Raw genomic sequence first — 24375 nt, forward strand, 5'->3', positions numbered from 1 at the left:
CGATGACCGCTGTGACGAACGCACCCACCCACCTGCCCGGAGAAGGAGACACTCGCCGCTGGCTGATGCTTGCGGTGCTGTTGCTCGGCCAGTTCATGGCACTGCTCGACACCTCGATCGTGAACGTCGCGATGCCGACGGTCGGTGCCGACCTGCACGCCTCCGGTGCCTGGCTGCAGCTGGTCATCGGCGGCTACATGGTCGCGTACGGGATGGCGCTCATCACCGGTGCGCGGCTCGGCGCGCTCTACGGTCGTCGCCGCATGTACCTGACCGGCGTCATCCTCTTCACCCTCGCCTCCCTGGCCTGCGGGCTCGCACCGGCGATCCTCCCGCTGGTGGTCGCCCGCTTCGTCCAAGGCCTCGCGGCCGCGGTGATGGTCCCGCAGATCATGAGCGTGATGCAGATGCAGTTCAGTGGAGCGGCCCGCGCGAAGGCACTCTCGGCGTACGGCGCTGTGCTGTCGGCCGGTCTGGTCGCCGGGCTCATCATCGGCGGGCTGCTGGTCGGTGCGAACCTGTTCGGCACGCACTGGCGGCCGGTCTTCCTCATCAACGTTCCGATCGGCATCGTCCTCGTCCTTCTGGTCCCGCGGCTGGTACCGGCGGATCAGCCGGCCGGCAAGCGGCGCCTCGATCTGCCCGGTCTCGCGATCGCGACGACCGCGGTCCTGCTGATCGTGCTGCCGCTCGTAGTCGGCCACGAGATCGGCTGGCCGTGGTGGACTTTCGCCTGCATTGCGGCCGGCCTCGTGCTGGCGGCGCTCTTCGTGCGGGTCGAGCAGCGGATCGCTAAGCGCGGTGGTGACCCGCTGCTCAATCTCGACGTTCTGCGTGCACCGGGTCTGTCGGCCGGCCTCGGAGCGCTGCTCTGCATGCAGCTGACAGTCGGCGGATTCCTGTTCTGCTTCACACTGCACCTGCAGACCGGGCTCGGGGAGACACCGATGCGAGCGGCCCTGACCTGGCTACCCTTCTCCACGACGTTCGGCCTGGTCGGCTACTTCTGGCGCTCACTGCCGCAACGGCTGCACCACCTGGTCGTGCCAGTCGGGCTTGCGCTCGTTGCGGTCGGGTTCGCCGGCGTGGCGCTGGCGGCGAACAGTCCGCTGTTGTGGCCGCTGCTCGTGGTCAGCGGTGCAGGTATGGGTCTGAGTGCTAGTCCGTTGGTGACGCAATCGCTGTCGCACGTGCCGCTCAGCCGGGCGGCCGACGCGAGTGGCGTGCTCACGACGACGATGCAGCTTGGGCAGGTCGGTGGCGTCGCGGCGTTCGGCACGCTGTTCCTGTCGCTTAACCCGCGGCTGACCGACGCGACCGCACTCACGGCCACCGGCTGGGCGCTTGCACTCGTCGCCGTGGCCGGTGTTGTCGCCAGCACCTTCCTCGCACGGCACGTCAGGCAGGCTTAACGGCGTCGCCACAGCGTGGTGGCCGCCGCCGCGGCTAGGGTCGGGGGAGTGAGCGACCTTCCTGTGCTTGATGCCGAGGATCAGCGGGTGCTGGGGAGTCTGATGGAGAAGCAGACCACCGTTCCCGCGTCGTACCCACTCACCGCCAACGCCTTGCGGTCAGCGTGCAATCAGACGAGTAATCGCGATCCCGTGACCGACTACGACCAGGGCACCGTCGAGCGGGTGGCGCGGTCGCTGCGCGATCGCGACCTGCTGCGAATCGTGTGGGTCGACACAGGTCGTCGGACGCTGAAGTACCACCAGATCCTGGACGAACGTCTCGGGCTCGAAGCGGACGAGCGGGCGCTGCTGACGGTGTTGCTGCTGCGCGGCGCCCAGGCGCCGGGGGAGCTGCGGACCCGGACCGATCGACTGCACCCGTTCACCGACCGGGGCGAGGTCGAGGTCTGCCTGCGCCGGATGGCAAGCCGGCCCGAGCCTTTGGTCCGCGAGCTCGAGCGACAGGCCGGTCAGCACGACCGCCGCTGGATCCATCTGCTCGGGCCGCTGCCGGAGGTCGCCGAACAGATCGCCGTCGCGACGGTCGATCGAGATGCGGTGATCGCTGACGGCGTGGAGGCGCGGGATGCTCGGGTGCGATCGTCGTACGACGTGATTGCCGGCGCGTACGCCGATCAGTTGCTGGACGAGCTGGAGGGCCTGCCGTTCGAAAGGTGGCTGCTGGATCGAGTGGTCGACCAGGCCGCCGGGCAGCCGATCGTCGAGGTGGGCTCGGGTCCGGGGCATGTCACCGCCTATCTGGCCGATCGTGGCGCCGATGTCACCGGGATCGACTTCGCGCCCGAGATGGTGGCCGAAGCGCGTCGACGGTTCCCGGAACAGAACTTCGAGGTCGGGGACCTCCGCCGCCTGGGCCGTCCGCCGACGAGCTCGGGATGGGCGGCCGTGCTGGCGTGGTACTCGTTGATCCACCTGGCGGCCGCTGAGCTTCCCGACGCGATTGGCGCGCTGGTACGCCCGCTCGATCCGGGTGGCTGGCTCGTGCTCGGATTGCATTCCGGCGCTGAGATCCGTCACGTCGACTCGCTGTTCGGCGCGGAGGTCGACCTCGACTACGTGCTGTACGACCCGGCGAGTGTGGTCAGGGTGCTCGAGGCCGCAGGGCTCGTCGACATCGAGTGGTACCTCCGCGGACCGATCACCACCCGGCAGGAGACGACCCAACGCCTGTACGTCGTCGCACGCCGAACCTCCTGACCGCCTGGCGAGGCGCCGGGCCTGGTGGAAGTAGGGTGTGGCGCGGCGGGCTGGACGGCTTGGAGGGTGTTGATGGTGGATCGGCGGCGGCGCGGGATTCGGACGGCGCTGGTGGGCGAGGCGCTGCGTGTCGCCCTGGCGGGACGGACGCGGACCGACCCGGGAGCTGGCCTGGACATCGTCGACCTCGGTGGTGGAACTGGCGGCTTCGCCGTACCGCTGGCGGTCGAGGGGCATCGGGTGACGGTGGTCGATCCGAGCCCGGACGCGCTCGCGTCGTTGGAACGGCGTGCCAGCGACGAAGGTGTCAGCAAGTTGGTCCGCGGTGTCCAAGGCGATGCCGCCGAGCTCCCGGGACTCGCCGGTGAATCGAGTGCCGACGCCGTTCTGTGTCATGGCGTGCTGGAGGTCGTCGACGATCCGGTGCAGGCGTTGCAGGCGATGGCCTCGGTCCTGCGCGAGGGCGGCGTACTGAGTCTGCTTGTTGCTCAGCGCAACGCTGTCGTTCTGGCTCGTGCGCTGGCCGGTCACCTGGCCGAGGCGCGGGTCGCCTTGCAGGATCCGGACGGCCGGTGGGGTCCGAGCGACCCGATGCCGCGGCGCTTCGACGAGGCCGGGATCACCGCGCAGCTCGCCGACGCCGGGTTCATGGTCCACACGGTGCACGGCGTACGAACGTTCGCCGACCTCGTCCCGTCCGCATTCGTCGACTCCGAGCCGGGCGCGGGTGAATCGCTGGGCGAGCTCGAGCGCGCGGCGAGCCAGCACCCGGCCTTCCGCGCCCTCGCCACCCAGCTACACATCCTCGCGACCCGCTGAGCTCTGGTTCCGGTACTAGGGCGTAGCTCACAGTTCGGCGACGGATAGTGACCGGCGGGTAACGGGCGGCGGCGTACGGTGATCCCTTGCCAGGAAACTGTCAGTGAGCCGTCAGCAACACGCCCGATGGGGCATGTTTGGGACGGGTGCAACGGGGCAGTTGCGGGACCGTGACGCGCGGGACAGCCGGTCAGGGTTTCGTGGGAGGCACGCGCGGCCTAGACTGAAGGCGGCCTATCGAGATCGCGCTCATCATGGAGGGATCGACGGTGCCCCTCTCGGAAGAAGAGCAGCGCCAGTTCGAGCAGCTCGAACGTGCCCTTGCTGCGGAAGACCCGAAGTTCGTTTCCGCCATGCGTGGGACCAATGTGCGCTTGTACTACAGGCGCCGGGCAGTGCTCGCCGGCGTCGGATTCGTGCTGGGCATTGCAGTACTGATGGCCGGCGCGATCATCCCCAACACCATCATCGGAGTCGTTGGCTTCGTGATGATGGTCGCCTGCCTCTACATCGCGGCGCTGAGCATGAAGCGCATCAGCAACGCGGGGGAGTCCAGCGACATCCCACCGCCTCCGCCGACCAAGAAACACCGGACCAAGCACGACTCGTCCGGCAGCTTCATGGAGCGGATGGAGGATCGCTGGCGGCGTCGCCGCGACGAAGACCTCTGACGGTTCGGAGCGCCGCCTGAGCGCGTAGAACTCGACCAACCACACCCGTGCCCTGGTGGAACGGGTGTGGTCGTTTTATGCCCACCCGCGCCCGCACCCCGCACCCCGGCACAGGCGCCCCGGCGCCCGGCAACCGCACCCGGCACCACCACCCCGGCACCTCGGCCCCGGCACCCGCACCCGGCACCCGGCACCCGCACCCGGCACCCGGCACTCGCACCCGGCACCCGGGTGTCGCTTCGCGAGGCAGCCGTCGTCTCCCGGGCAAGCTGATGGGAGAACCCTTCAGTTTGCTCCTTCTCCCGCCGGATTTCGGGGGGAGAAGGGTGCAGCTGGAGGGTTCTCCCATGAGATGGCGCACGGGAGGTGGTGGGCGTGGGATGCCCGGGTTTGCGTCCTGGCTGGCTAGTTGGCGTGGCCGCGGCGGAGGAACAGGGACCGGAGGCGGGCCAGGAGGAGGTCGAACTCGTCCAGGAGGTCGGACGCCTCGGTGCTGCCCCGGTTCAGGTACCAGCGCCAGGACGGTGGCAGCAGGCGAGCCCGCCACCGCCGCACCGGCCGAGCCTGCACCCACAACGCCTTGCGTACGGCGGCAGCCTCGGTCCGCAGGTCCACCGTCGGGTTCGAGTCACCGGCGTACCGGAGCGCCTCGATCCCGCGGGCCAGCCGAAGCGCATCAGGATGGGTCTCGGTGGGCAGTTTGGACACGAGCCACTCACCCGACTGTCTGGGCGTCGCTACCTCCGACCAGTCCAGCCCGAGGTCGCGGGACGTATCCCGGATCTCGGCCCAGAGGCCCTCGGCCGCCGCGCGCCCCGGTTCTCGCATGAACCGCCGGCGCCGGGTCAGGCTGCGGATCAGCCAGGGAATGCAGAGCAGCAGGAGCACGGCGAGGACGATCCCGATCACTCGCACGCCGCCGTTGGTGAACCAGTTCCCGCCACCGGTCGCCGCGAGTCCGCTGTCGCCGGCCAGGTTGCGGTCCGGGTTCGGCCGGTTGATCTCGGGGTCCTCGGTCGCGCCTGGCGTGACCGGGGCGGTGGTCGGCGCCGTCGTCGGGCTGGTCGGGTCCGGGGTGCTGGCGGTCGTCCAGCCCGGCGGGGTTGCCACCCGGGCGGCGGGCGTCGGCTCGAAGCGGACCCAGCCCGTGCCCTGGAAGTACAGCTCCGGCCACGCGTGCATGTCGTGCATCCGCACGGTGAACTGGCCGTCCTTGCCCGACTGACCCGGCAGGAACCCGATCCCGACCCGGGACGGGATGCCGAGGATCCGCGCCATCAGCGCCATTCCGGTGGCGAACTGCTCGCAGTACCCGGTCTTGTTCTCCAGCAGGAAGTCGTGCAGCGCGCGCATCCCGCTGCCCTTGGCGTTGTCGGTGCTGTAGGTGTAGCCGCCGTCGGTGCGGAACCACTTCTGCAGCGCCACGGCCTCCTCGAAGTGGTTGCCCTTGGCATCGCCAACGATCTGTTCGGTCTTCTGCCTGATGTCCGCCGGCGTGCTCTTCGGTACGACGCTGGTGTTCACGTCGGGCGGACCCGCATCGACCGCGTTGGCCATCAGCTCCGGCGCGGGCTGCAGGTTGTACGACGTGGTCGTGTACTTCTTGCCCGCGACTACCGACCCGTTCGACGAGACCACGTCGAGCGCGCTGGCGTCGAAGCGCCAATCCCGCTTCAGGGTGATCGCGTGCAGCGGGTAGGGGACCGGCACGAACTGGGACCGGAAGTTCCGGCTGACGTCGATCTCCAGCTTGGACTGCTCCACCTTGCTCAGGTCGCCGGTGTATCCCGGCGGCGGAGTCAGGTCGCCACTGATCTTGCGACCCTCGGGCCGTGGCGCGATCCGCCAGGTGTTGCCGTCGAAGAGGTCGAGCGCCGTCAGCCGCAGATACGTGCCGGAGCTCGAACCGCCCTTGTAGGTCAGCGCGACGACGTTGTCGCCGCGCTTCAGGTTCTTGCCCATGTCGAGCATCGGATCGGTCGACGAGATCGACGCGCCGAGTCCACCACCGGGACCGCTGCCGGCCAGACCGTTGCCGATGACACCTTCGGGGAGGGCGGGGAGCAAGGCCGGTAGCAGCGCGGCCAAAGCGACCACGGACAGGCCGATCCGGCGACCCGCCTGACCGAGGGCGGATGCCTCGACCGGCTGGGCCGCGTCCAGATGCGACACCCCGGAGATGCGACGACCCCAGCGACTCAGCCGGCTCCGGCCTTCCGCGGACAGCAGCACGATGTAGCCGACCGCCGGCGGGATGAACAGCAGCGCCGGCAGTCCGCCGTGCACGGTCGCGGCCGGCACGGTGTACATGATCAGCAACAACAGTCCGGCCCACGCGGCCTGCTTCAGCTGTACGGCGATGACGTGGATGAGCAGCCCGGTCGTCGCGATCACCGAGACCGCGAACAGCGTCAGGGACGAGTCAGGCGGAAGCGGTGCACTGAACCGGTTGATCGAGTCCATCGCGCTGACCATCTGCGTGTTGAACTCGATCGCGGTGGCCGGCACCGGGATCACGCCGAACTTCAAGGTTCCCTGCAGGAAGAACAGCGAGAGCAGCTCGACCAGCACGACCAACTGGACCAGCGGTACGACGACTCGCGGGGTACGCAGGTTCTGCAGGCCGACGCCGACGCCGGTGATCGCGGCACAAAGCAGCGCGCTGACGATCAGGAAGGGTCCCGAGAAGACCGGCGTGAGCACCAGCGACCCGAGCACGGTCGCAACCCAAGCAGCAATGGATATCCGAGCGTGACCGGTCATAGGGCCTCCTGCCACGCGTGCGGCGCGGCCACCAATGCACTCATGCGATTCGTCCGGTTCGTAGTCCGAGCGTGGACCACACCGTGGGGAGGGGATCGCCGCGCTGAACCTTGGCGACCCGCCAACCGTTGCGTCGTAGCTCGTTCTCGGTGGCGGCCGTGGCCGCGTTCAGCCGGGCGCCCTTCTCGGTCGCTTCGACACCGACCGCCCAGCTGGCGGCATCCAGCAGCAGCGCGACACCCGTCGCCTGGCTGGTCCGCCACCGGTTCAGGGAGGTGATGTCGTCGGAGCTGCACGCGCCGACGATCGCGACTACGAGGCTCGGTTCTTGGGAATGCCGGTCGACGGTCAGCAGTGGACCGAGCTCGGCGTACTTGTGTTCCTCGACGGTCGCGCACTCGGTCAGCAACTGCTGCGCGGTCAACGGCTGATGGACGGCGGCCGACGTACGGTGGCTGATCGCCGACAGCGTCGTCGGCCCACCGAGCAGGGTGGTGACGTAGCCGCGGCGGAGTCGGTCGATACCGATCGAGGCGGCCGCACTCACGGCCCACTCGAGACTGGACGACGGCCCGTGCCCGTGATGCGAGATCGTCCGCGCATCGAGGAACAACGCGCACCGGCTCTGCCAAGGCTGCTCCTCCCGCCGGACCATCAGCTCTCCGCGCCGCGCCGTCGAGCGCCAGTGCACGCGACGCAGGTCGTCGCCGTCGCGGTACTCGCGAACGGTCGCGTCCTCTTCACCGGCCGAGGCGATGGCCCGCGGCCGGTTCTCACCCGATCCGGCCCGGTCCGCACCGAGCCGGATCTCAGGAAGCTTGTAGACCCGCGGCGTGACCAGGAGGTGCTGGCTGCGGGTGAAGGTCCGGCTGGTCTCGACCAACCCGAACGGGTCGGCAACAGTCAGCATCAGCGGCCCGACCTGAAACAGTCCGCGAACGTCGGACTTGACCGGATAACTGACCGTACGACGCCAGTTCGGACTGACTCGATCGACGACGAACCGGGGCCGGTGCCCGAGGACGTACGGGATCCGGTCCTCGAGCAGGAGCAGCCCGGCCGGCATCCGGCCTTGGTTGCTCAAGGCAAGCTCTACCGTCGCCTGCGTCCCGACCGGGACCTGGTCCGGCGCGAGACTCCGGCGTACCTGTAGGCGCAGCCTGGTCCGGCCGACCACGAGCGCCGCGACGATCGGCAGAGCCACCAGGAGGATGCCGACCCGGAGCAGGTCCTTCTGCCCGAGCAGTAGAGCGCAGAGCGAGGCCGTGATACCGGCTGCGACGAACGCCCGGCCTCTGGTGGTGAGCCCGCGCAGTGCCTGCCGCACAGCTCAGTCCCGACGAGTGCGGGGCAGCGGCACGGTGGCCACCAGCCCGGCGACGATGTCGGCTGATCCGCGCCCACCGAGATGCGCTTCAGCCGCGGGGAGAACGCGGTGTGCCAGCACCGGCACGGCGAGCTCCTGGATGTCGTCCGGCAGCACGAACTCGCGGGCGTCGAGCGCCGCGGCGGCCCGAGCAGCCCGGATCAGGTGCAGCGTCGAGCGTGGGCTCGCGCCCAGCCGGAGCTCCTGGGAACGACGGGTCGCTCCGACGAGGGCAACGGCGTACTCCTTGACCGACTCCGACACGTGCACCGACTGCACCGTCTTCACCAGGCGGAGGATCTGCTGTCCGTCGGTGACCGGCTGCAGGTTCGCCAGGGGGTCGTCGGCGGCGTGGCCGTCGAGCATCCGCAGCTCGGCGGCCGGCTCGGGGTAGCCCATCGAGACACGGGCCATGAAGCGGTCGCGCTGTGCCTCGGGCAGCGGGTACGTGCCTTCCATCTCGATCGGGTTCTGGGTCGCGATGACCATGAACGGCGCCTCGAGGTGGTACGTCGTGGTGTCGACGGTGACCTGGCGTTCCTCCATCGACTCCAGCAGTGCGGCCTGGGTCTTCGGCGAGGCGCGGTTGATCTCGTCGCCGACGACGATGTTCGCGAACACCGCGCCGGGCTTGAACTCGAAGTCGCGGATCTCCTGGTTGAAGACCGAGACGCCGGTGATGTCGGACGGCAACAGGTCCGGGGTGAACTGGATCCGGCGCACGGTGCAGTCGATCGACTTGGCCAGCGCCTTGGCCAGCATCGTCTTGCCGACTCCCGGCACGTCCTCGATCAGCAGGTGCCCTTCGGCCAGCAGGACCGTGATGGCGACCTCGACCACGTCGGGCTTGCCCTCGATCACCTGCTCCATGGCCCGGCGGACTCGCACCGCCACCTCCGACAATTCGTCGAAGTCTCCGGCTCCTGCCAGCGCCGAGCTGGTCACGGTGCTGCTCACGCTGAGTCCTCCCCATTCATTGACGGCCGACACATTCTCACCCGCTGTAGGGGTCGGGCCTAGGGCAGCGGGTGTTTCGTTACCTGGCGTTTCGGTGTTCATCGGCACACGCCCTCTGTGGCGGGGTCGGTCTCCGGTCAACAACTGACTTCCTCCAAGCGTACGGGCGGTCAAAGCCGTGCGTGCCGCGTACGACGCCAGAACCATTCGTTCGGTTCACGGCTGTTGCGTCAAGAAAGTTCAGCGGGGCGGTACGGACGAATCGGCGGTGGAGCGAAAGGGAGCGGCTGACACGACAGCGACACGCGGATCGCGGGCCTGGAATTCAGGCGGCACAGGGAGGGAATGGGGCGGAAGTTGGTTGACGGTGGTGCAAAGTGGAGTAAGGTGGAGCGCAGTGGAACTGAAGTGGTGGAAATCAGCTCACCTGAGTCGGAAAGTCCGCAACGGGGAGGTGGAGCGTGTTCCTCGGAACTCACTTCCCCAAGCTCGACGACAAGGGGCGGCTGTTCCTACCGGCGAAGTTCCGGGACGAACTGGCTGACGGCCTGGTGATCACGCGTGGACAGGAGCGGTCGCTGTCCGTGTGGCCCGAGCGTGAGTTCGTCCAGCTGACCGAGCAGTTGAAGCAGGCGCCGATCACCAACAAAGGTGCGCGGGACTACCTGCGGATGTTGTTCGCCGGAGCCTCCAACGAGGTGCCGGACAAGCAGGGCCGGGTCACCATCCCACCGATGCTGCGCGACTACGCGGGACTGGATCGCGACTGCGTCGTCATCGGGGCGATGAACCGGGTGGAGATCTGGAACACCGAGAACTGGAACCGGTACTCGCAGGAGCAGGAGCAGGCCTTCGCCGATCTCTCCGAGGAAGTACTGCCCGGGATCTTCTGAGAACAGCAGAGCTTCTGGAAACACAGCAGAACAGTGGGTGAGCGGTACCGCGAGCAGCACCGGCCGTCCGGTGAGATCACGGGTCCGACTTCCGACCTCACGTGTTGACGCCACTTCCCCGGCGCCAACCCCCCGAGGTACTTCCCCGGAAGACGTACTCGTGATCTGACCGGACGGAGTCGTCTCCGGCCACCGTCCCCAGAGCATCACCAGACAAGACCTGCGGGGGCAGGGTCGCTCCCCGCGGCGACGGGAAGGGTCGAGATGGACGCTGCGGAGCGGCATGTGCCGGTGATGCTGGAGCGCGTGGTCGCGCTGCTGGCGCCGGCACTCGCGCATCCCGGCGCGGTCCTCGTCGACGCGACCCTCGGTCTGGGTGGGCACTCCGAGGCCTTCCTGCAGCGGTTCCCCGAAGCCCGGCTGATCGGGCTCGACCGCGACCCCGCCGCACTGCGGCTCGCCGGTGACCGGCTGACGCCGTACCGGGAGCGGATCACTCTCGTCCACGCCGTGTACGACGAACTTCCGCGCGTACTCGCGGAGCTCGACGTGCCGGCCGTCGACGGGATCCTGTTCGACCTCGGTGTCTCCTCGATGCAGCTGGACGAAGCCGACCGTGGTTTCGCCTATGCGCAGGACGCGCCGCTCGACATGCGGATGGACACGACCGGCCCGACCACGGCCGCCGACATCGTCAACACGTACAGCGCGGCCGAGCTGGCCCGGGTGCTGTTCCAGTACGGCGAGGAGAAGTTCGCCCGCCGGATCGCGGACCGGATCGTGCGTGCGCGCGAGACCGAGCCGTTCACGAACAGCGCGCGGTTGTCCGAGCTGGTGCGCAACGCGATCCCGCAGGCGGCTCGTCGTACCGGGGGACACCCGGCGAAGCGGACGTTCCAGGCGCTGCGGATCGAGGTGAACGGCGAGCTCGAGGTGCTGCGACGGGCCTTGCCGGCCGCGCTCGCGGCGCTGGCGCTGCACGGGCGGATCGTGGTGATGAGCTACCAGTCGCTCGAGGACCGGATCGCGAAGCAGACATTCGCCGCCGCGACCAAGTCCGACGTACCTGATGACCTGCCGGTGATTCCGGCCGGGCACGAGCCGTACCTGAAGCTGCTGACCCGGGGTGCCGAACGGCCGACCGAGGAGGAGGTCGCGGTGAACCCGCGCGCCGCCTCAGCTCGCGTGCGGGCGGCCGAGCGGATCCGAGAGAAAGGGCTGGTGGCCTGATGAGCACTGTGTTCAGTCCGGACAAGGCCCGCGTCACGCCGGCCGCCCCGGCCAAGCGCGCGGAGCCGAAGCTCCGGGTGGTGTACGGCGCGCCGTTCCGGCCGCCGCGGATGCCGTTCGTCATCTTCGTGGTGTCGCTGCTCGCAGCGGGGCTCGTCGGTCTGCTGCTGCTCAACACCGAGCTGCAGCGGGGGACGTTCGACATCACGAACCTGAGCAACCAGGCCAACCAGCTGCGTGATCAGCAGGAAGGTTTGGAGAAGCAGGTCCGCACGCTCGAATCGCCGCAGAACCTGGCGGATCGCGCGTTGAAGATGGGCATGGTGCCGAACCCGAACCCGGTCTTCCTGCGGCTGTCCGACGGGCGGGTGCTCGGAGTGCCGGCCGAGGGCAAGGCAGGCACAGGGACGCTGATGTTCGGGCCCAGTACGGCCGCTGGTACGGCGACGAAACCGCCCGTGCAGCCGGTCAAACCGGTCAAGCCCGTGACGCCGGTCAAACCCGTCAAGCCGGTCACCGGAACCACCAAGCCAGGAACCACCAAGCCGGGAACCACCAAGCCAGGAACCACCGGAACGACCAAGCCGGGTACGACCAAGCCAGGGACGACGACCACCGGGGGATGATCGGATGACGGACCGACGGGGTAACGAGCCGCCACGCAAACGTGGCACAGAACCACGCCGGGGCACCCAGCCCCGCAAGGCTCAGCCTCGCCCGTCCGCCACTACCGACAGCACCCGCAAAACCCCACAACGTCCCGAATCCACCCGCGAACGCCTCCTGCGTAAGGCGCGCGAGGAACAGCGCGCAACAGAACAGGCCGCGGCACCGCGTCCGGTGAAGAAGGTCGCGGCGGCCCCGCGGAAGCGAACTGCCGAGGGTGGTGCGCGGCCGGTCAAGAAGGCGGCGGTTAAGAAGGCGGCGGGTAAGAAGGCGGCGGTTAAGAAGGGGGCGAAGCGGCCGCCGCAGAATCGGCCTCGGCCGCGGCCTAAGAAGAAGCGGGTTCGGAAGCCGCCGCGGATGTTGCGGTTGGGGCGGCCGGCGTTGCGGTTGCGGGTGACGTTCGGGGTGATGGCGTTCGTGCTGTCGCTGTTCGCGGGACGGCTCGTGCTGCTGCAGGGGGTTGACCCGGACAGCTACGCGCAGGCGGCGACCCGGGAGAACACGCGGCCGTTCATCCTGCCCGCGTCGCGTGGCACGGTGGAGGATCGCAACGGCGTGGAGCTGGCCGTGTCCGAGGATGCGGTGGCGATCACCGCCGACCCGACCCAGACGAAGAACGCCGCCCAGCAGTTGGCCGCGATCATCGCCGCCAAGGTCCCCGGGACGACAACAGCCAAGCTCGTCGCCGCGATGACCGGCAAGGGCCGCTTCGCCTACCTCGCCCGCCAGGTCAGCCCGCAGGCCTGGAACGACATCGAGGCCGAGGTCAAGCGGACCAACGCCTCCATCCTCGAGCAGAACAAGGGCAAACCGGAAGCGCAGCAGGCCCCGCTGCTCGCCGGCCTGTACACCGAGGACGACCCGATCCGCAGCCACCCGAACGGCAGCGTCGCCGCGACCGTCGTCGGCGTGGTCGGCGCCGACGGCAAGGGCCTGTCCGGGCTCGAGTACGGCCTGAACGACAAGCTGTCCGGCCAGGACGGCAAGGCGATGTACGAGGTCGACACCAAGGGCAACAAGATCCCGAACGCGAACCACACGGTCGAGGAGCCGAAGCCCGGCGTCGGCCTGCAGTTGACGCTGGACCGGGACCTGCAGTGGTTCGCGGAGGAGCGGATCGCCAAAGCGGTCCAGGACACCGGCGCGAGCTCCGGCAGCGTGGTCGTGATGGACCGCGTGTCCGGTGAGATCCTGGCGATGGCCAACGCGCCGTCGTTCGACCCGAACAGCAAGTACAAGCCCAGCGACCTGAAGAACCCGGCGCTGGAACACAGCTACGAGCCGGGCAGCGTGCAGAAGGTGGTCACGATGGCCGCCCTCGCCGACGCCGGCAAGATCAACCTGAACACGAAGCTCCAGGTCCCCGGCAGCATCGAGGTGCAGCGCCGCAAGATCAAGGACTTCTGGCCGCACGGCAAGCTGAACCTGACCATCTCCGGCGTCGTGGCCAAGTCGTCGAACGTCGGCACGATCATCGCCGCGCAGCAGATGCCGGTGGCGCAGTTCGTGAAATACCTGCACGACTTCGGCTTCGGCGCGCCGAGCGGGCTGAACTTCCCCGGCGAGACGAGCGGCCGGCTGGCGCCGGGCGACGAGTGGCCGGAGATCACCAAGTCGACGGTCGCGTTCGGCCAGGGCCTCGCGGTCAACGCCGTCCAGATGACCGCCGCCGTGAACGCGGTCGCGAACGGCGGCGTCTACGTACCGCCGAAGCTCGTCCGCGGCTACATCGCCCCGGACGGCACGGTCACGCCGAACCAGACCGCCGCGCCGCACCGGGTGGTGAGCGAGCAGGCCGCCAAGGAGGTCACCACGATGATGGAGTCGGTGACCGCGAAGAAGGGCGGCACCGCGCCGATGGCCGCGATCGACGGCTACCTGGTCGCGGGCAAGACCGGAACCGCGCAGGAAGTGGTGCCGGGGACCAACCACTACGGCGCCTGGACGGTGTCTTTCGCCGGATTTGCTCCGGCCGACAACCCACGGTTCGTTACGTACGTCGTACTGCACGACCCGAAGAACGGTGCCCGGGGTGGTGGTCTGCAAGGAGGACCGGTGTTTCGTGACGTGATGAGCTACGCGCTGCAGAAGTACGTCGTCCCGCCGACGGGGGCGAAGCAGCCGAACATTCCGCTGACCTGGTGACCCAGGGTCAGGTAGGAGTCACACGGCCCGGAGCGGTAGCCTCAGGGCCCGTGTCCACCCCTACCGCCGCAGGCGGCGCGGTTGCGGCGATCAGGCCGCATCACGTCGTACCGGTCCGACTCGCCGACGTCGCGAACGTCGCGCACGCGCCGGTCCCGCATCAGTCCGCAGACACCACCGTTACCGGCGTCTCGCTCGACTCGCGATCGATCCACCCCGGCGACCTGTACGCCGCTCTGCCCGGCACAGTCACGCATGGCGCCGAGTACGTCGCGAAAGCGCAGCAGGCCGGTGCAGTCGCCGTACTGACCGACCCCGCCGGCGCGGAGCGGTCCGCAGGGACCGGTCTGCCGGTGCTGGTGGTCGACAAGCCCAGGAGCGTGCTCGGCGCGGTCGCGGCCCGGATCTACGGTGAGCCGACCAGTGAGCTGCGGCTGCTCGGGGTGACCGGCACCAACGGCAAGACCACGACCAGCTTCCTCTTGGACTCGGTACTGCGGGAGCTCGGCCCGGCAGCGTTGATCGGGACCATTCAGACGCGCATCGGCGACGAGGTGGTCAAGAGCGTCCGGACCACTCCGGAGGCCACTGACCTGCAGGCGCTGTTCGCGGTCATGCGTGAGCGCGCGGTCGCTTGGTGCTCGATGGAGGTCTCGAGCCACGCGCTGGCGATGGGCCGGGTCGACGGAGCGCGATTCGCGGTTGCCGGGTTCACCAACCTGACGCAGGACCACCTGGACTTCCACCGCACGTTCGAGGAGTACTTCGCGGCGAAGGCCTCGCTGTTCACCCCGGAGCGCTGTGATGTCGCCGTGGTGAACATCGACGACGAGTACGGCCGCCGGCTCGCCGCGCAGACCGTCGTACCGCTGATCACTGTCTCCACCAAGGGCGCCGCCGACTGGACTGTGGTGAACCGGCACGAGTCCGAGCACGGCACGACGGTCGTGGACATTCAGGGACCGAACGAGACGCTGACGATCGAGATCGCATTGCCCGGCGACTTCAACGTGGCCAACGCGCTGCTCGCGACCGCGATGCTGCGGCAGCTCGATGTACCCGCAGAGGCGATCGCGAACGGATTGCGGACGGCGACGGTCCCAGGGCGGATGGAGGCATTCACCCGTCAGGACGGCCTGGCGGTGATCGTCGACTACGCTCACACACCGGACGCGGTCGAGCTGGCGTTGCAGGCCGCGCGGACCGCGACCAAGGGCCGGCTGTTCGCGATCCTCGGATGCGGTGGCGACCGTGATCCCGGCAAGCGGCCCGGGATGGGTGCCGCCGCGGCCCGGACCGCGGACGTGGTGATCGTCACCGACGACAACCCCCGTAGCGAGGACCCGGCCACGATCCGCGCCGCCGCGCTGGCCGGCGCTCGGGAGGCCGTCCCTGCCGCCGACCTGCGCGAGATCGGCGACCGCCGGCAGGCCATCGCCGCAGCGATCGAGCTGGCCGGTCCGGGCGACACCGTCGTCGTCCTCGGCAAAGGACATGAGACAGGCCAGGACGTCGGCGGTGTGATCCACCCGTTCGACGATCGCGAAACCGTGCGTGAGTTGTTGGAGGCAGACCGGTGATCCCTGTCAGTTGCGGCGATATCGCCGACGCCGTGGGCGGCGTGCTTGCGGGGGTCTCCCCGTCGGCCGTCGTGGACGGCGCGGTGGTGATCGACTCGCGCGCCGCCGGACCGGGTGGGCTGTTCGTGGCCTTGCCCGGCGAGAGCCGAGACGGGCACGACTTTGTCGGTACGGGGACAACCGCCGGAGTCACTGCGTCACTCACTACCCGGCCGATCGACGGCAGCCCGTGCATTGTGGTGGCGGACTCCGCGGCCGCGCTCGGTCAGCTGGCCCGACTGGTCGTCAGCCGTCTGCCCGACCTGACGGTGGTGGCTCTGACCGGATCGTCGGGAAAGACCAGCACGAAGGACCTGATCACGCAGCTGGTCCGGCTGGACGGCGAGACCGTCTCGACGGAAGGCTCGCTCAACAACGAGCTCGGGCATCCGTTGACCGCCTTGCAGGCAACGGACACCACGAAGTACCTGGTCGTCGAGATGGGTGCGCGCCACCTCGGCGACATCAACCACCTGACAAGCCTCACCCCACCGACCGTCGGCCTAGTGCTGAACGTCGGCACCTCCCACATCGGCGAGTTCGGTACGCAGGACAACATCGCGGTCGGCAAGGGCGAGATGGTTGAGGCCGTGATCCCTGGCGGCACCGCAGTCCTCAATGCCGACGACCACCGCGTCGCGGCGATGCGGAGCCGGACGAAGGAGCAGGTCCGTACCTTCGGGCAGGCACCGGAGGCCGACGTCCGCGCCGACGACATCAAGCTCGACGCAGAGGGACGCCCGTCGTTCACGCTGCACATCGGCGACGTCGGCGGGCAGGTGCAGCTGCAGTACGTCGGTGAGCACTACGTATCCAACGCACTCGCCGCGGCCGCAGTCGCTTCGGTGGTCGGTCTGACCGAAGAGCAGATCGTCGACGGACTGAACGCGGCCACCCCGCTCTCGGCCGCGCGGATGGAGGTCACCGAGCGTGCGGACGGCGTGACGGTGATCAACGACGCGTTCAACGCGAACCCGGACTCGACCCGCGCGGCGCTCAAGTCGCTGGTCGCCATCGGCCGGTCCCGCGGCGCGCGGACCTGGGCGGTGCTCGGCGAGATGCTGGAGCTGGGCGACACGTCGATGGAGGCGCACGACGCGATCGGAAGGCTCGTGGTCCGGCTCGACGTCAACCGGCTGCTCGTGGTGGGTCCAGGCGCCAAGCCGATCCACCTCGGCGCTTCGCTGGAAGGCTCCTGGGGCAACGAGTCGGCCTACGTCGACACGATCCCCGAGGCTCTCGAGCTGCTGCGCGGTGAGTTGCGGGCGGGCGACGTCGTACTGGTGAAGTCCTCGAAGGCTTCGAAACTTCGTAGCCTCGCCGATGCGCTGCTTTCCGAGACGCTGGTGTCCGAGGGGGAGAACGCGCAGTGATCTCGATCCTGTTCGGCGGCGCCGTCTCGATGGTGCTGACGCTGATCGGCACCCGCTGGGCGATCACCCTGCTGGCCAAGCGCGGCTACGGTCAGGAGATCCGCGACGACGGCCCGACGTCGCACCACACCAAGCGCGGTACGCCGACCATGGGCGGCACCGTCTTCATCATCGCGACCATCGTCGGCTACTTCGCGGCGAAGCTGTTCACGATGACTGCCCCGACCGCCTCGGCGCTGCTCGTGCTGTTCCTCTTCGCCGGGATGGGCGCCGTCGGCTTCCTCGACGACTTCATCAAGATCTTCCGCCAGCGCAGCCTCGGCCTGCGCAGCAAGGCGAAACTGGCCGGCCAGACGACGGTCGCGGTCATCTTCGCCGTGCTCGCGTTGCAGTTCCCCGACGAGCGCGGGCAGCGACCGGCGTCGCCGTTCATCTCGTTCATCCGCGACATCGGCTGGCTCGAGCTGCCGTCGATCGTGATCGTGATCTGGATCCTGCTCCTGATCGCGGGCATGTCGAACGGCGTCAACCTGGCCGACGGTCTGGACGGCCTGGCCACCGGCGCATCGATGATGGTGTTCGGTGCGTACACGCTGATCTGCATCTGGCAGTTCAACCAGAGCTGCGCCACCACGCCCGAGGCCAGATGTTACGAGGTCCGAGATCCGCACGATCTGGCCGTCGTGGCGGCGGCGCTGACCGGCGCGTTGTTCGGCTTCCTGTGGTGGAACGCGTCGCCGGCCAAGATCTTCATGGGTGACACCGGTTCGCTGTCGCTGGGTGGGGCGCTGGCCGGGTTCGCCGTGATGACCCGGACCGAGCTGCTCGTGCTCCTGCTCGGCGGGCTGTTCGTGATCATCACCGCGTCGGTCATCCTGCAGGTCGGGTACTTCAAGATCACCCACGGCAAACGCCTGTTCCGGATGGCGCCGCTGCATCACCACTTCGAGATGCTCGGCTGGGAACAGGTGAACGTGGTGATCCGGTTCTGGATCATCCAGGGCCTGTGCGTGGTGATCGGTCTCGGGGTCTTCTATGCGGAATGGGTGGCCACATGAGCCTGGAGACACGGACGGACGACGGCTGGGCGACGACACGCTTCGTCGTGCTGGGATTCGGTACGGCGGGCTACGCCTGCGCCGACTCACTGATCCAGGCCGGCGCGGAGCACCTTGTCGTACTGGATGATCGCGACACCGAGGCGTTGCGCGAGAAGGCAGTGATCCTCGAGACACTCGGCGCGACGATCAGGCTGGGTCCGGGCAGTACGGCGGAGTTGCCCGCGGACGTCGAGGTGGTCGTGACCTCGCCCGGCATACCGCCGCATGCGCCCCTGCTGGCCCAGGCGGCCGAGCGGGGCGTGCCGATCTGGAGCGAGATCGAGCTGGCCTGGCGGTTGCGCGACCCCGCGAACGCCGCGCCGTGGCTGTGTATCACCGGCACCAACGGCAAGACCACGACCGTGCAGATGCTGACCGCGATCCTGACCGCGGCCGGCCACCGTACTGTTGCCGCAGGCAACGTTGGGCTGCCGCTGCTCGAGGTCGTCATGGACCCGGAGCCGTACGACGTGATCGCGGTCGAGCTGTCGAGTTACCAGCTGCACTACACGCATTCGATGTCCGCGCACTCGGCCGCCATCCTGAACCTCGCGCCCGACCATGTCGACTGGCACGGCTCGATGGAGGCCTATGCCAAGGACAAGGGCCGGATCTACGCGAACTGCCAGATCGCCTGTATCTACAACGTTGCCGACCCGGCGACGGAGCAGCTGGTGATCGACGCGGACGTGATCGAGGGATGCCGCGCGATCGGCTTCACCCTCGGTACACCGGGTCCCTCGATGATCGGTCTGGTCGACGAGTTGCTGGTCGACCGCGCGTTCGTCGAGCAGCGGGCGACGTCCGCACTGGAGCTCGCGACGATCGCGGACGTCAACCCGCCCGCGCCGCACAACGTGGCGAACGCGTTGGCGGCCGCGGCGTTGGCGCGGTCCTTCGGCGTACCGGCGACCGCGGTCCGCGACGGGCTGCGTGGGTTCCGGCCGGACAAGCACCGGATCGCGCAGGTCGCTGAGGTTGCCGGGGTCAACTATGTCGACGATTCGAAGGCCACCAACCCCCATGCGGCGCAGGCTTCGTTGCTTGCGTACGAGCACGTCGTGTGGATCGCGGGTGGTCAGGCCAAGGGCGCGACGTTCGACGAGTTGGTGATCGCAGCGCGGGATCGCCTGCGTGGCGTCGTACTGCTCGGACAGGACAAGGCGGTGATCGCCGAAGCACTCGAGCGACACGCACCGGATGTCCCGAGGATCGTCATCGAGGCGACCGACACTGGAGCCATGGAGATCGTGGTGGGGGAGGCGGCGAAGCTCGCACAGGTCGGTGACACCGTGCTGCTCGCGCCTGGCTGCGCATCCTGGGACATGTTCGCCAACTACGGAGCCCGCGGAGACGCCTTCGCCGAAGCCGTCAACCGGCTGGGTTCGAACTGACCCGGGGGTGATCGAGTGACATCGATCGCGGACGAGCCGGACCAGCGGAAGAAGGCCGGCGAACGGGTTCAGGAACGGCCGTGGATCGCGGCGATCCGGGAGGTGCTGGACCGGCCGTTGACGTCGTACCACATCCTGCTCGGGGCGACCGGCCTGCTGCTGGTGCTCGGGTTGCTGATGGTGCTGTCGGCATCGAGCGTGCTGTCGTTCCGCGCGAACGGGAACAGCTACACGATCTTCATCCGCCAGTTGATCTGGGTCGGCGTCGGTCTGCCGATGGCGTACGTCGCCTCCCGGATGACGCCGCGGCATTTCCGCATGCTCTCGTACGTCGCACTCCTCGGCTCGATCTTCCTGCTCGTGCTCACCTACGTCCCAGGGCTCGGCGTCGGCGTGAACGGCAACACCAACTGGCTGAACCTCGGTGGACCGTTGCAGATCCAGCCGAGCGAGTTCGCCAAGCTGGCGATGGTGATGTGGTGCGCGGATCTCTATGCCCGCAAGGAAAAACTGCTCACCCAGTGGAAGCATCTGCTGGTCCCAATGGTCCCGGTCTGCGGTCTGGTGATCGCTCTCGTCGTCGGTCAGCGCGACCTCGGGACGGCGCTGGTGCTGATGGCCGTGATGATCGGCATGATCTGGGTGGTCGGGGCACCGACCAGGTTGTTCGTCGCGACGATCGCGGTCGTCGGCACGATCGCGACGTACTTCGTGATGACCGCGCAGCACCGCCTCGACCGGGTGACGTCGTTCATGAACCCGTTCGGTGACCCGTCCGGGATCGGCTGGCAGGCGTACCACTCGTTCTACGCGCTGTCGACCGGTGGCTGGTGGGGTGTCGGGATCGGCAACAGCCGGCAGAAGTGGGGCAACCTGCCCGAGGCGCACACCGACTTCATCTTCTCGGTGATCGGTGAGGAGCTCGGCCTGGTCGGGTCGCTCACCGTGCTCGCCCTGTTCCTCACTCTCGCGTACGCCGGAGTGCGGATCGCGACCCGGAACACCGAGCCGTTCGTCCGCTATGCGGCGGCCGGAATCACGATCTGGCTGATGGCCCAGACGCTGGTCAACCTGGGTGCCGTGATCGGTCTGCTACCGATCGTGGGGATTCCGCTCCCGCTTTTGTCGTACGGTGGTTCCGCACTGCTGCCGACGCTGATCGCGATCGGCATGCTGCTGTCCTTCGCGAAGGCCGAACCCGGCGCGCGAGCCGCCCTGAAGGAGACCAGGCGGCCACGCTTCGGATGGTTGCCGTCGCGGCGAGCGAACGACTGAGAGAATCCGCGGGAGCGTTGAAAGCTGTGCCCAGCATCGTTCTGGCCGGTGGCGGTAGCGCCGGCCACACCTCACCCCTGATCGCCACCGCCGACGCCCTGCGCCGGATCGATCCGACCATCGAGATCCTCGCCCTCGGCACCGAGCGCGGCCTGGAGACCCGGGTCGTCCCGGACGCCGGGTACCGGCTCGAGCTGATCCCGCCGGTGCCGCTGCCACGGAAGCCGACCCCGGCGTTGTTCGCCGTTCCCGGCAAGATGCTGGGCTCGGTGAGCGCGGCCCGCCGCATCCTCGACGAGGCCAAGGCCGACGTCCTGGTCGGCTTCGGTGGGTATGTCTCGACGCCGGCGTACGTCGCGGCCTGGCGGCGGAAGACGCCGATCGTGGTGCACGAGGGCAACGCCCTGCCGGGCATCGCGAACAAGTTCGCCGCCCGCTACTGCACGCAGAACGTGAAGACCTCGTTCCCGGGCACCGAGCTGCCACACGCCGAGTACGTCGGTCTGCCGATCCGGCGCGCCATCTCCCAGCTCGACCGGGCCGCCTCGCGGGCCGAGGCGCGGCGGTTCTTCGGGCTGGATCCGGATGCGCCGACGGTGTTCGTCACCGGCGGTTCGCAGGGCGCTCAGAAGTTGAACGAGTCGTTCGCCGGCGCGGCCGCGGATCTGCAGGCGGCCGGGATCCAGGTGCTGCACGCGATCGGGCCGAAGCGCACTCTCGAGGTTCCGCCGACCGGGCCCCTGCCCTACGTGGTGCTGAACTACGTCGACCGGATGGATCTCGCGTACGCGGCCGCCGATCTCGTGGTCTGCCGGTCGGGCGCGAACACGGTGACGGAGGTCTCCGGCGTCGGACTGCCCGCGATCTACGTTCCGCTGCCGATCGGTAACGGTGAGCAAGCGTTCAACGCCAGGCCTGTGGTGGATGCGGGCGGCGGCCTGCTGGTGGACAACGCGACGGTGAGCCCGGAGTGGGTTCGCTCGACCGTTCCGCAACTTCTGCACGACACCGCGCGTCTGACAGCCATGTCCACTGCAGCCAAAGGCGTGATCCGGATCGATGCCGATGACCGATTGGCGCGGATCATCCTCGATGTGGTGAGGTCTGCTTCGTGATCGTGACCGCTCCTGACACCCTGCTGCCGGCTGAGAAGCTCGGCCGGGTGCATTTCGTCGGAATCGGTGGCGCCGGGATGTCCGGGATCGCCCGGATCATGGCGTCGCGTGGTATCGAGGTGTCCGGTTCGGACGCCAAGGACGGCAAGGTGCTCGCCGCGCTGCGTGCGCTCGGCGCGACCTGCTGGGTCGGCCACGCCGCTGAGCATGTCGCCGGCGTCGACACGGTCGTGGTGTCGACCGCGATCCGGGAGACCAACCCCGAGGTCGTCGCGGCCCGGGCCGCCGGGATTCCGATCCTGCCGCGCGCCGCCGCGCTCGCCGCGGTGATGGTCGGTCGGCGGACGATCGCCGTCGCCGGGACGCACGGCAAGACGACCACGACGTCGATGCTGACCGTCGCGTTGCAGCATTGCGCGGCCGATCCGTCGTACGCGATCGGCGGCAACCTGAACGAGTCGGGCTCCAACGCCCACGACGGCACCGGTGACCTGTTCGTCGCCGAGGCCGACGAGTCGGACAAGTCGTTCCTGACCTACACGCCCGAGGTGTCGATCGTCACGTCGGTCGAGCCGGACCACCTGGACAACTACGGCGACGAAGCCAGCTACCGCAAGGCATTCGAGGAGTTCTGCGCTCGCGTGCTGCCCGGTGGTTTCATGGTGATCTGCTACGACGACGCGGGCGCCCGGCGGCTGGCGTCGTACGCGGTCGAGCGGGGCATCGACGTCCGGACGTACGGCGAGGCCGAGGACGCGGACCTTCGCGTCACCGAGATCGTCGCGACCGGGGCGACGCAGTCGTTCGTGCCGGTGTACCACGGCCGGAAGCTGCCGCTCGTGGAGTTGCAGCAGGCGGGCAAGCACAACGTCCTGAACGCCTCGGCCGCGCTGACGGTCGGGCTCGGGCTCGGCTTCTCGGCGGCGGATCTGGCCGAGGGGCTGGCGTCGTTCACCGGCACCGGCCGGCGGTTCGAGTTCAAGGGGCTCGAGGACGGGGTGCGGGTCTTCGACTCGTACGCACACCACCCGACCGAGGTCGCCGTGGACCTGGCCGCGGCGCGGCAGGTGGCAGGGGAGGGGCGCGTGATCGCGTGCTTCCAGCCGCATCTGTTCAGCCGGACCAGGATCTTCGCCGCCGACTTCTCCGAGGCGCTCGCGCTGGCCGACGAGGTCGTGGTGATGGACATCTTCGCGGCCCGTGAGGACCCGGAGCCCGGTGTCACCGGTGCCCTGATCGCGAACCACGTGCCGCTGAAGCCCGAGCAGGTGCGGTTCGAGCCGTCGTGGTCCGCCGTACCGCAGGTGCTCGCGGAGCTCGCCGAGCCCGGCGACGTGGTCGTGACGATGGGTGCCGGCGACGTGACGCTGATCGGCCCGGAAGTCGTTGGTCTGCTGGCCGAACGCGCCCGCGAGTCTGCGCCGGAGCCCGCCGAGCCTGTGGTTTCGTAACAGCGTGGGGTTCTTTGGATGACCCAGAGCGCTGACCTGGCTCGGGCACAACAGCGGTTCGCGCGCCGGCAACGGCTGGTGCGCTGGCGGAGTTGGCTTCCGTGGGCGACCGGCGGCGTGCTGGTCGTTGTGGCCGCGACCGTCGTGTGGTTGTTCTACTACTCGTCCGCCTTCGCGGTCGCCGGCGTGCGCGTGAGCGGCGCGGATACGGTGCCGGTGGCAACGATCGAGCACGAGGCGGCGGCGCCGATCGGCACGCCGCTGGCCAAGGTCGACCTGCGCTCGATCGCCGACCGGGTCCGGACCATCCCGGCGGTCGCGGACGCACAGGTGACCCGGGCCTGGCCGAACAAGGTCGTGATCGTTGTCACCGAACGGGTCCCGGTGGTCGTGGTGACGGACGGCTCACGCTTCGAGCTGGTCGACGGGACCGGTTCGACGTTCAAATCGGTGCCGAACCGGCCGGCCGGGCTGCCGGAGGCGAAGGTGACCGGCAACCGGCGCGATGTCACGATCCGCTCGGTGGTCACGGTTTCCGCCGCTCTACCGGACACCCTGCGGACACAGGTCGAGACGATTTCGGCGCAATCGCCGGATTCGATCACACTGAACCTGACGTCCGGGGTCAAGGTCGTTTGGGGAAGTTCCGATGACAGCGAGCGCAAGGCGCAGGTACTCAGCGTGCTGATGAAGCGCGACGCGAAGGTGTACGACGTCTCGGCGCCCGATCTCCCTGTTACCAAAGGGGAAAAGAGGTGACGGGTCACATCGTGACCGCCGACGGCGAGGCGCGTGGACTTTGGTCGGAAGCGTCCCGTACCGTGCGTCGTAATCTAAAGTTGACATAACTCTAAGCATTCAGTTGA

General features: G+C 68.6%; 19 protein-coding genes. 16 read left to right on the forward strand and 3 right to left on the reverse strand.

Annotated features, from left to right (window positions below; genetic code table 11):
* The first annotated feature begins 2 nt into the window (after positions 1-2).
* The 4 genes from ACWF4Z_RS10690 to ACWF4Z_RS10705 all read left to right on the forward strand — a co-directional run bounded on the left by ACWF4Z_RS10690 (position 3) and on the right by ACWF4Z_RS10705 (position 4162).
* The gene (locus ACWF4Z_RS10690; protein ID WP_452242746.1) at positions 3-1412 is read left to right on the forward strand and encodes an MFS transporter; all 1410 of its coding nucleotides are present in this window, start codon (positions 3-5) and stop codon (positions 1410-1412) included.
* Positions 1413-1460: 48 nt separating this feature from the next.
* Complete coding sequence (locus ACWF4Z_RS10695; RefSeq protein ID WP_452242747.1) at positions 1461-2672, forward strand: DUF480 domain-containing protein; 1212 nt, start codon at positions 1461-1463, stop codon at positions 2670-2672.
* Positions 2673-2744: 72 nt separating this feature from the next.
* On the forward strand, positions 2745-3491 hold the full coding sequence (locus tag ACWF4Z_RS10700) for a class I SAM-dependent methyltransferase (protein WP_452242748.1): 747 nt from the start codon (positions 2745-2747) through the stop codon (positions 3489-3491).
* 269 nt (positions 3492-3760) lie between these two features.
* Positions 3761-4162, forward strand: coding sequence for a DUF3040 domain-containing protein (locus ACWF4Z_RS10705; RefSeq protein WP_452242749.1), 402 nt, complete (start codon positions 3761-3763; stop codon positions 4160-4162).
* Positions 4163-4567: 405 nt separating this feature from the next.
* Here the strand turns inward: ACWF4Z_RS10705 and ACWF4Z_RS10710 are convergent, their stop codons facing one another.
* The 3 genes from ACWF4Z_RS10710 to ACWF4Z_RS10720 are packed head-to-tail and all read right to left on the reverse strand — an operon-like array spanning position 4568 to position 9194.
* Positions 4568-6925, reverse strand: coding sequence for a transglutaminase family protein (locus ACWF4Z_RS10710; protein WP_452242750.1), 2358 nt, complete (start codon positions 6923-6925; stop codon positions 4568-4570).
* A gap of 40 nt (positions 6926-6965) precedes the next feature.
* Complete coding sequence (locus ACWF4Z_RS10715) at positions 6966-8252, reverse strand: DUF58 domain-containing protein (RefSeq protein WP_452242751.1); 1287 nt, start codon at positions 8250-8252, stop codon at positions 6966-6968.
* Between the two features lie 3 nt (positions 8253-8255).
* Positions 8256-9194 carry an AAA family ATPase gene (locus ACWF4Z_RS10720; protein ID WP_452243008.1) on the reverse strand — a complete coding sequence of 313 codons (939 nt, stop codon included), beginning with the start codon at positions 9192-9194 and terminating at the stop codon, positions 8256-8258.
* A 515-nt stretch (positions 9195-9709) separates the two neighbouring features.
* Here ACWF4Z_RS10720 and mraZ point away from each other — a divergent pair.
* From mraZ to ACWF4Z_RS10780, 12 genes are all read left to right on the forward strand, one after another.
* Positions 9710-10141 (forward strand): division/cell wall cluster transcriptional repressor MraZ, encoded by a 432-nt coding sequence (mraZ, locus tag ACWF4Z_RS10725; RefSeq protein WP_131351384.1) that lies wholly within the window; start codon positions 9710-9712, stop codon positions 10139-10141.
* Between the two features lie 264 nt (positions 10142-10405).
* On the forward strand, positions 10406-11371 hold the full coding sequence (gene rsmH, locus ACWF4Z_RS10730; RefSeq protein ID WP_452242752.1) for a 16S rRNA (cytosine(1402)-N(4))-methyltransferase RsmH: 966 nt from the start codon (positions 10406-10408) through the stop codon (positions 11369-11371).
* Positions 11371-11997 (forward strand): hypothetical protein, encoded by a 627-nt coding sequence (locus ACWF4Z_RS10735; protein ID WP_452242753.1) that lies wholly within the window; start codon positions 11371-11373, stop codon positions 11995-11997. The genes rsmH and ACWF4Z_RS10735 overlap by 1 nt, the downstream gene beginning before the upstream one ends.
* 4 nt (positions 11998-12001) lie before the next feature.
* Positions 12002-14182: a peptidoglycan D,D-transpeptidase FtsI family protein gene (locus tag ACWF4Z_RS10740; protein WP_452242754.1), complete on the forward strand. Its 2181-nt coding sequence runs from the start codon at positions 12002-12004 to the stop codon at positions 14180-14182.
* A gap of 50 nt (positions 14183-14232) precedes the next feature.
* Positions 14233-15762, forward strand: coding sequence for a UDP-N-acetylmuramoyl-L-alanyl-D-glutamate--2,6-diaminopimelate ligase (locus ACWF4Z_RS10745; RefSeq protein ID WP_452242755.1), 1530 nt, complete (start codon positions 14233-14235; stop codon positions 15760-15762).
* Entirely contained in the window at positions 15759-17174 is a 1416-nt protein-coding gene (locus tag ACWF4Z_RS10750) for a UDP-N-acetylmuramoyl-tripeptide--D-alanyl-D-alanine ligase (RefSeq protein WP_452242756.1), read from the forward strand. The genes ACWF4Z_RS10745 and ACWF4Z_RS10750 overlap by 4 nt, the downstream gene beginning before the upstream one ends.
* Complete coding sequence (gene mraY, locus ACWF4Z_RS10755; RefSeq protein ID WP_452242757.1) at positions 17171-18232, forward strand: phospho-N-acetylmuramoyl-pentapeptide-transferase; 1062 nt, start codon at positions 17171-17173, stop codon at positions 18230-18232. The genes ACWF4Z_RS10750 and mraY overlap by 4 nt, the downstream gene beginning before the upstream one ends.
* On the forward strand, positions 18229-19668 hold the full coding sequence (gene murD / locus ACWF4Z_RS10760; protein WP_452242758.1) for a UDP-N-acetylmuramoyl-L-alanine--D-glutamate ligase: 1440 nt from the start codon (positions 18229-18231) through the stop codon (positions 19666-19668). The genes mraY and murD overlap by 4 nt, the downstream gene beginning before the upstream one ends.
* 15 nt (positions 19669-19683) lie before the next feature.
* Positions 19684-20943, forward strand: coding sequence for a putative lipid II flippase FtsW (ftsW, locus tag ACWF4Z_RS10765; protein WP_452242759.1), 1260 nt, complete (start codon positions 19684-19686; stop codon positions 20941-20943).
* A gap of 26 nt (positions 20944-20969) precedes the next feature.
* Complete coding sequence (murG, locus tag ACWF4Z_RS10770; RefSeq protein WP_452242760.1) at positions 20970-22058, forward strand: undecaprenyldiphospho-muramoylpentapeptide beta-N-acetylglucosaminyltransferase; 1089 nt, start codon at positions 20970-20972, stop codon at positions 22056-22058.
* On the forward strand, positions 22055-23509 hold the full coding sequence (gene murC / locus ACWF4Z_RS10775; RefSeq protein WP_452242761.1) for a UDP-N-acetylmuramate--L-alanine ligase: 1455 nt from the start codon (positions 22055-22057) through the stop codon (positions 23507-23509). Before murG ends, murC begins: the two co-directional genes overlap by 4 nt.
* A gap of 18 nt (positions 23510-23527) precedes the next feature.
* Positions 23528-24268: a cell division protein FtsQ/DivIB gene (locus ACWF4Z_RS10780; protein WP_452242762.1), complete on the forward strand. Its 741-nt coding sequence runs from the start codon at positions 23528-23530 to the stop codon at positions 24266-24268.
* The last annotated feature ends 107 nt before the right edge of the window (positions 24269-24375 follow it).

The sequence above is a fragment of the Kribbella sp. NPDC055071 genome (genome assembly GCF_053608045.1).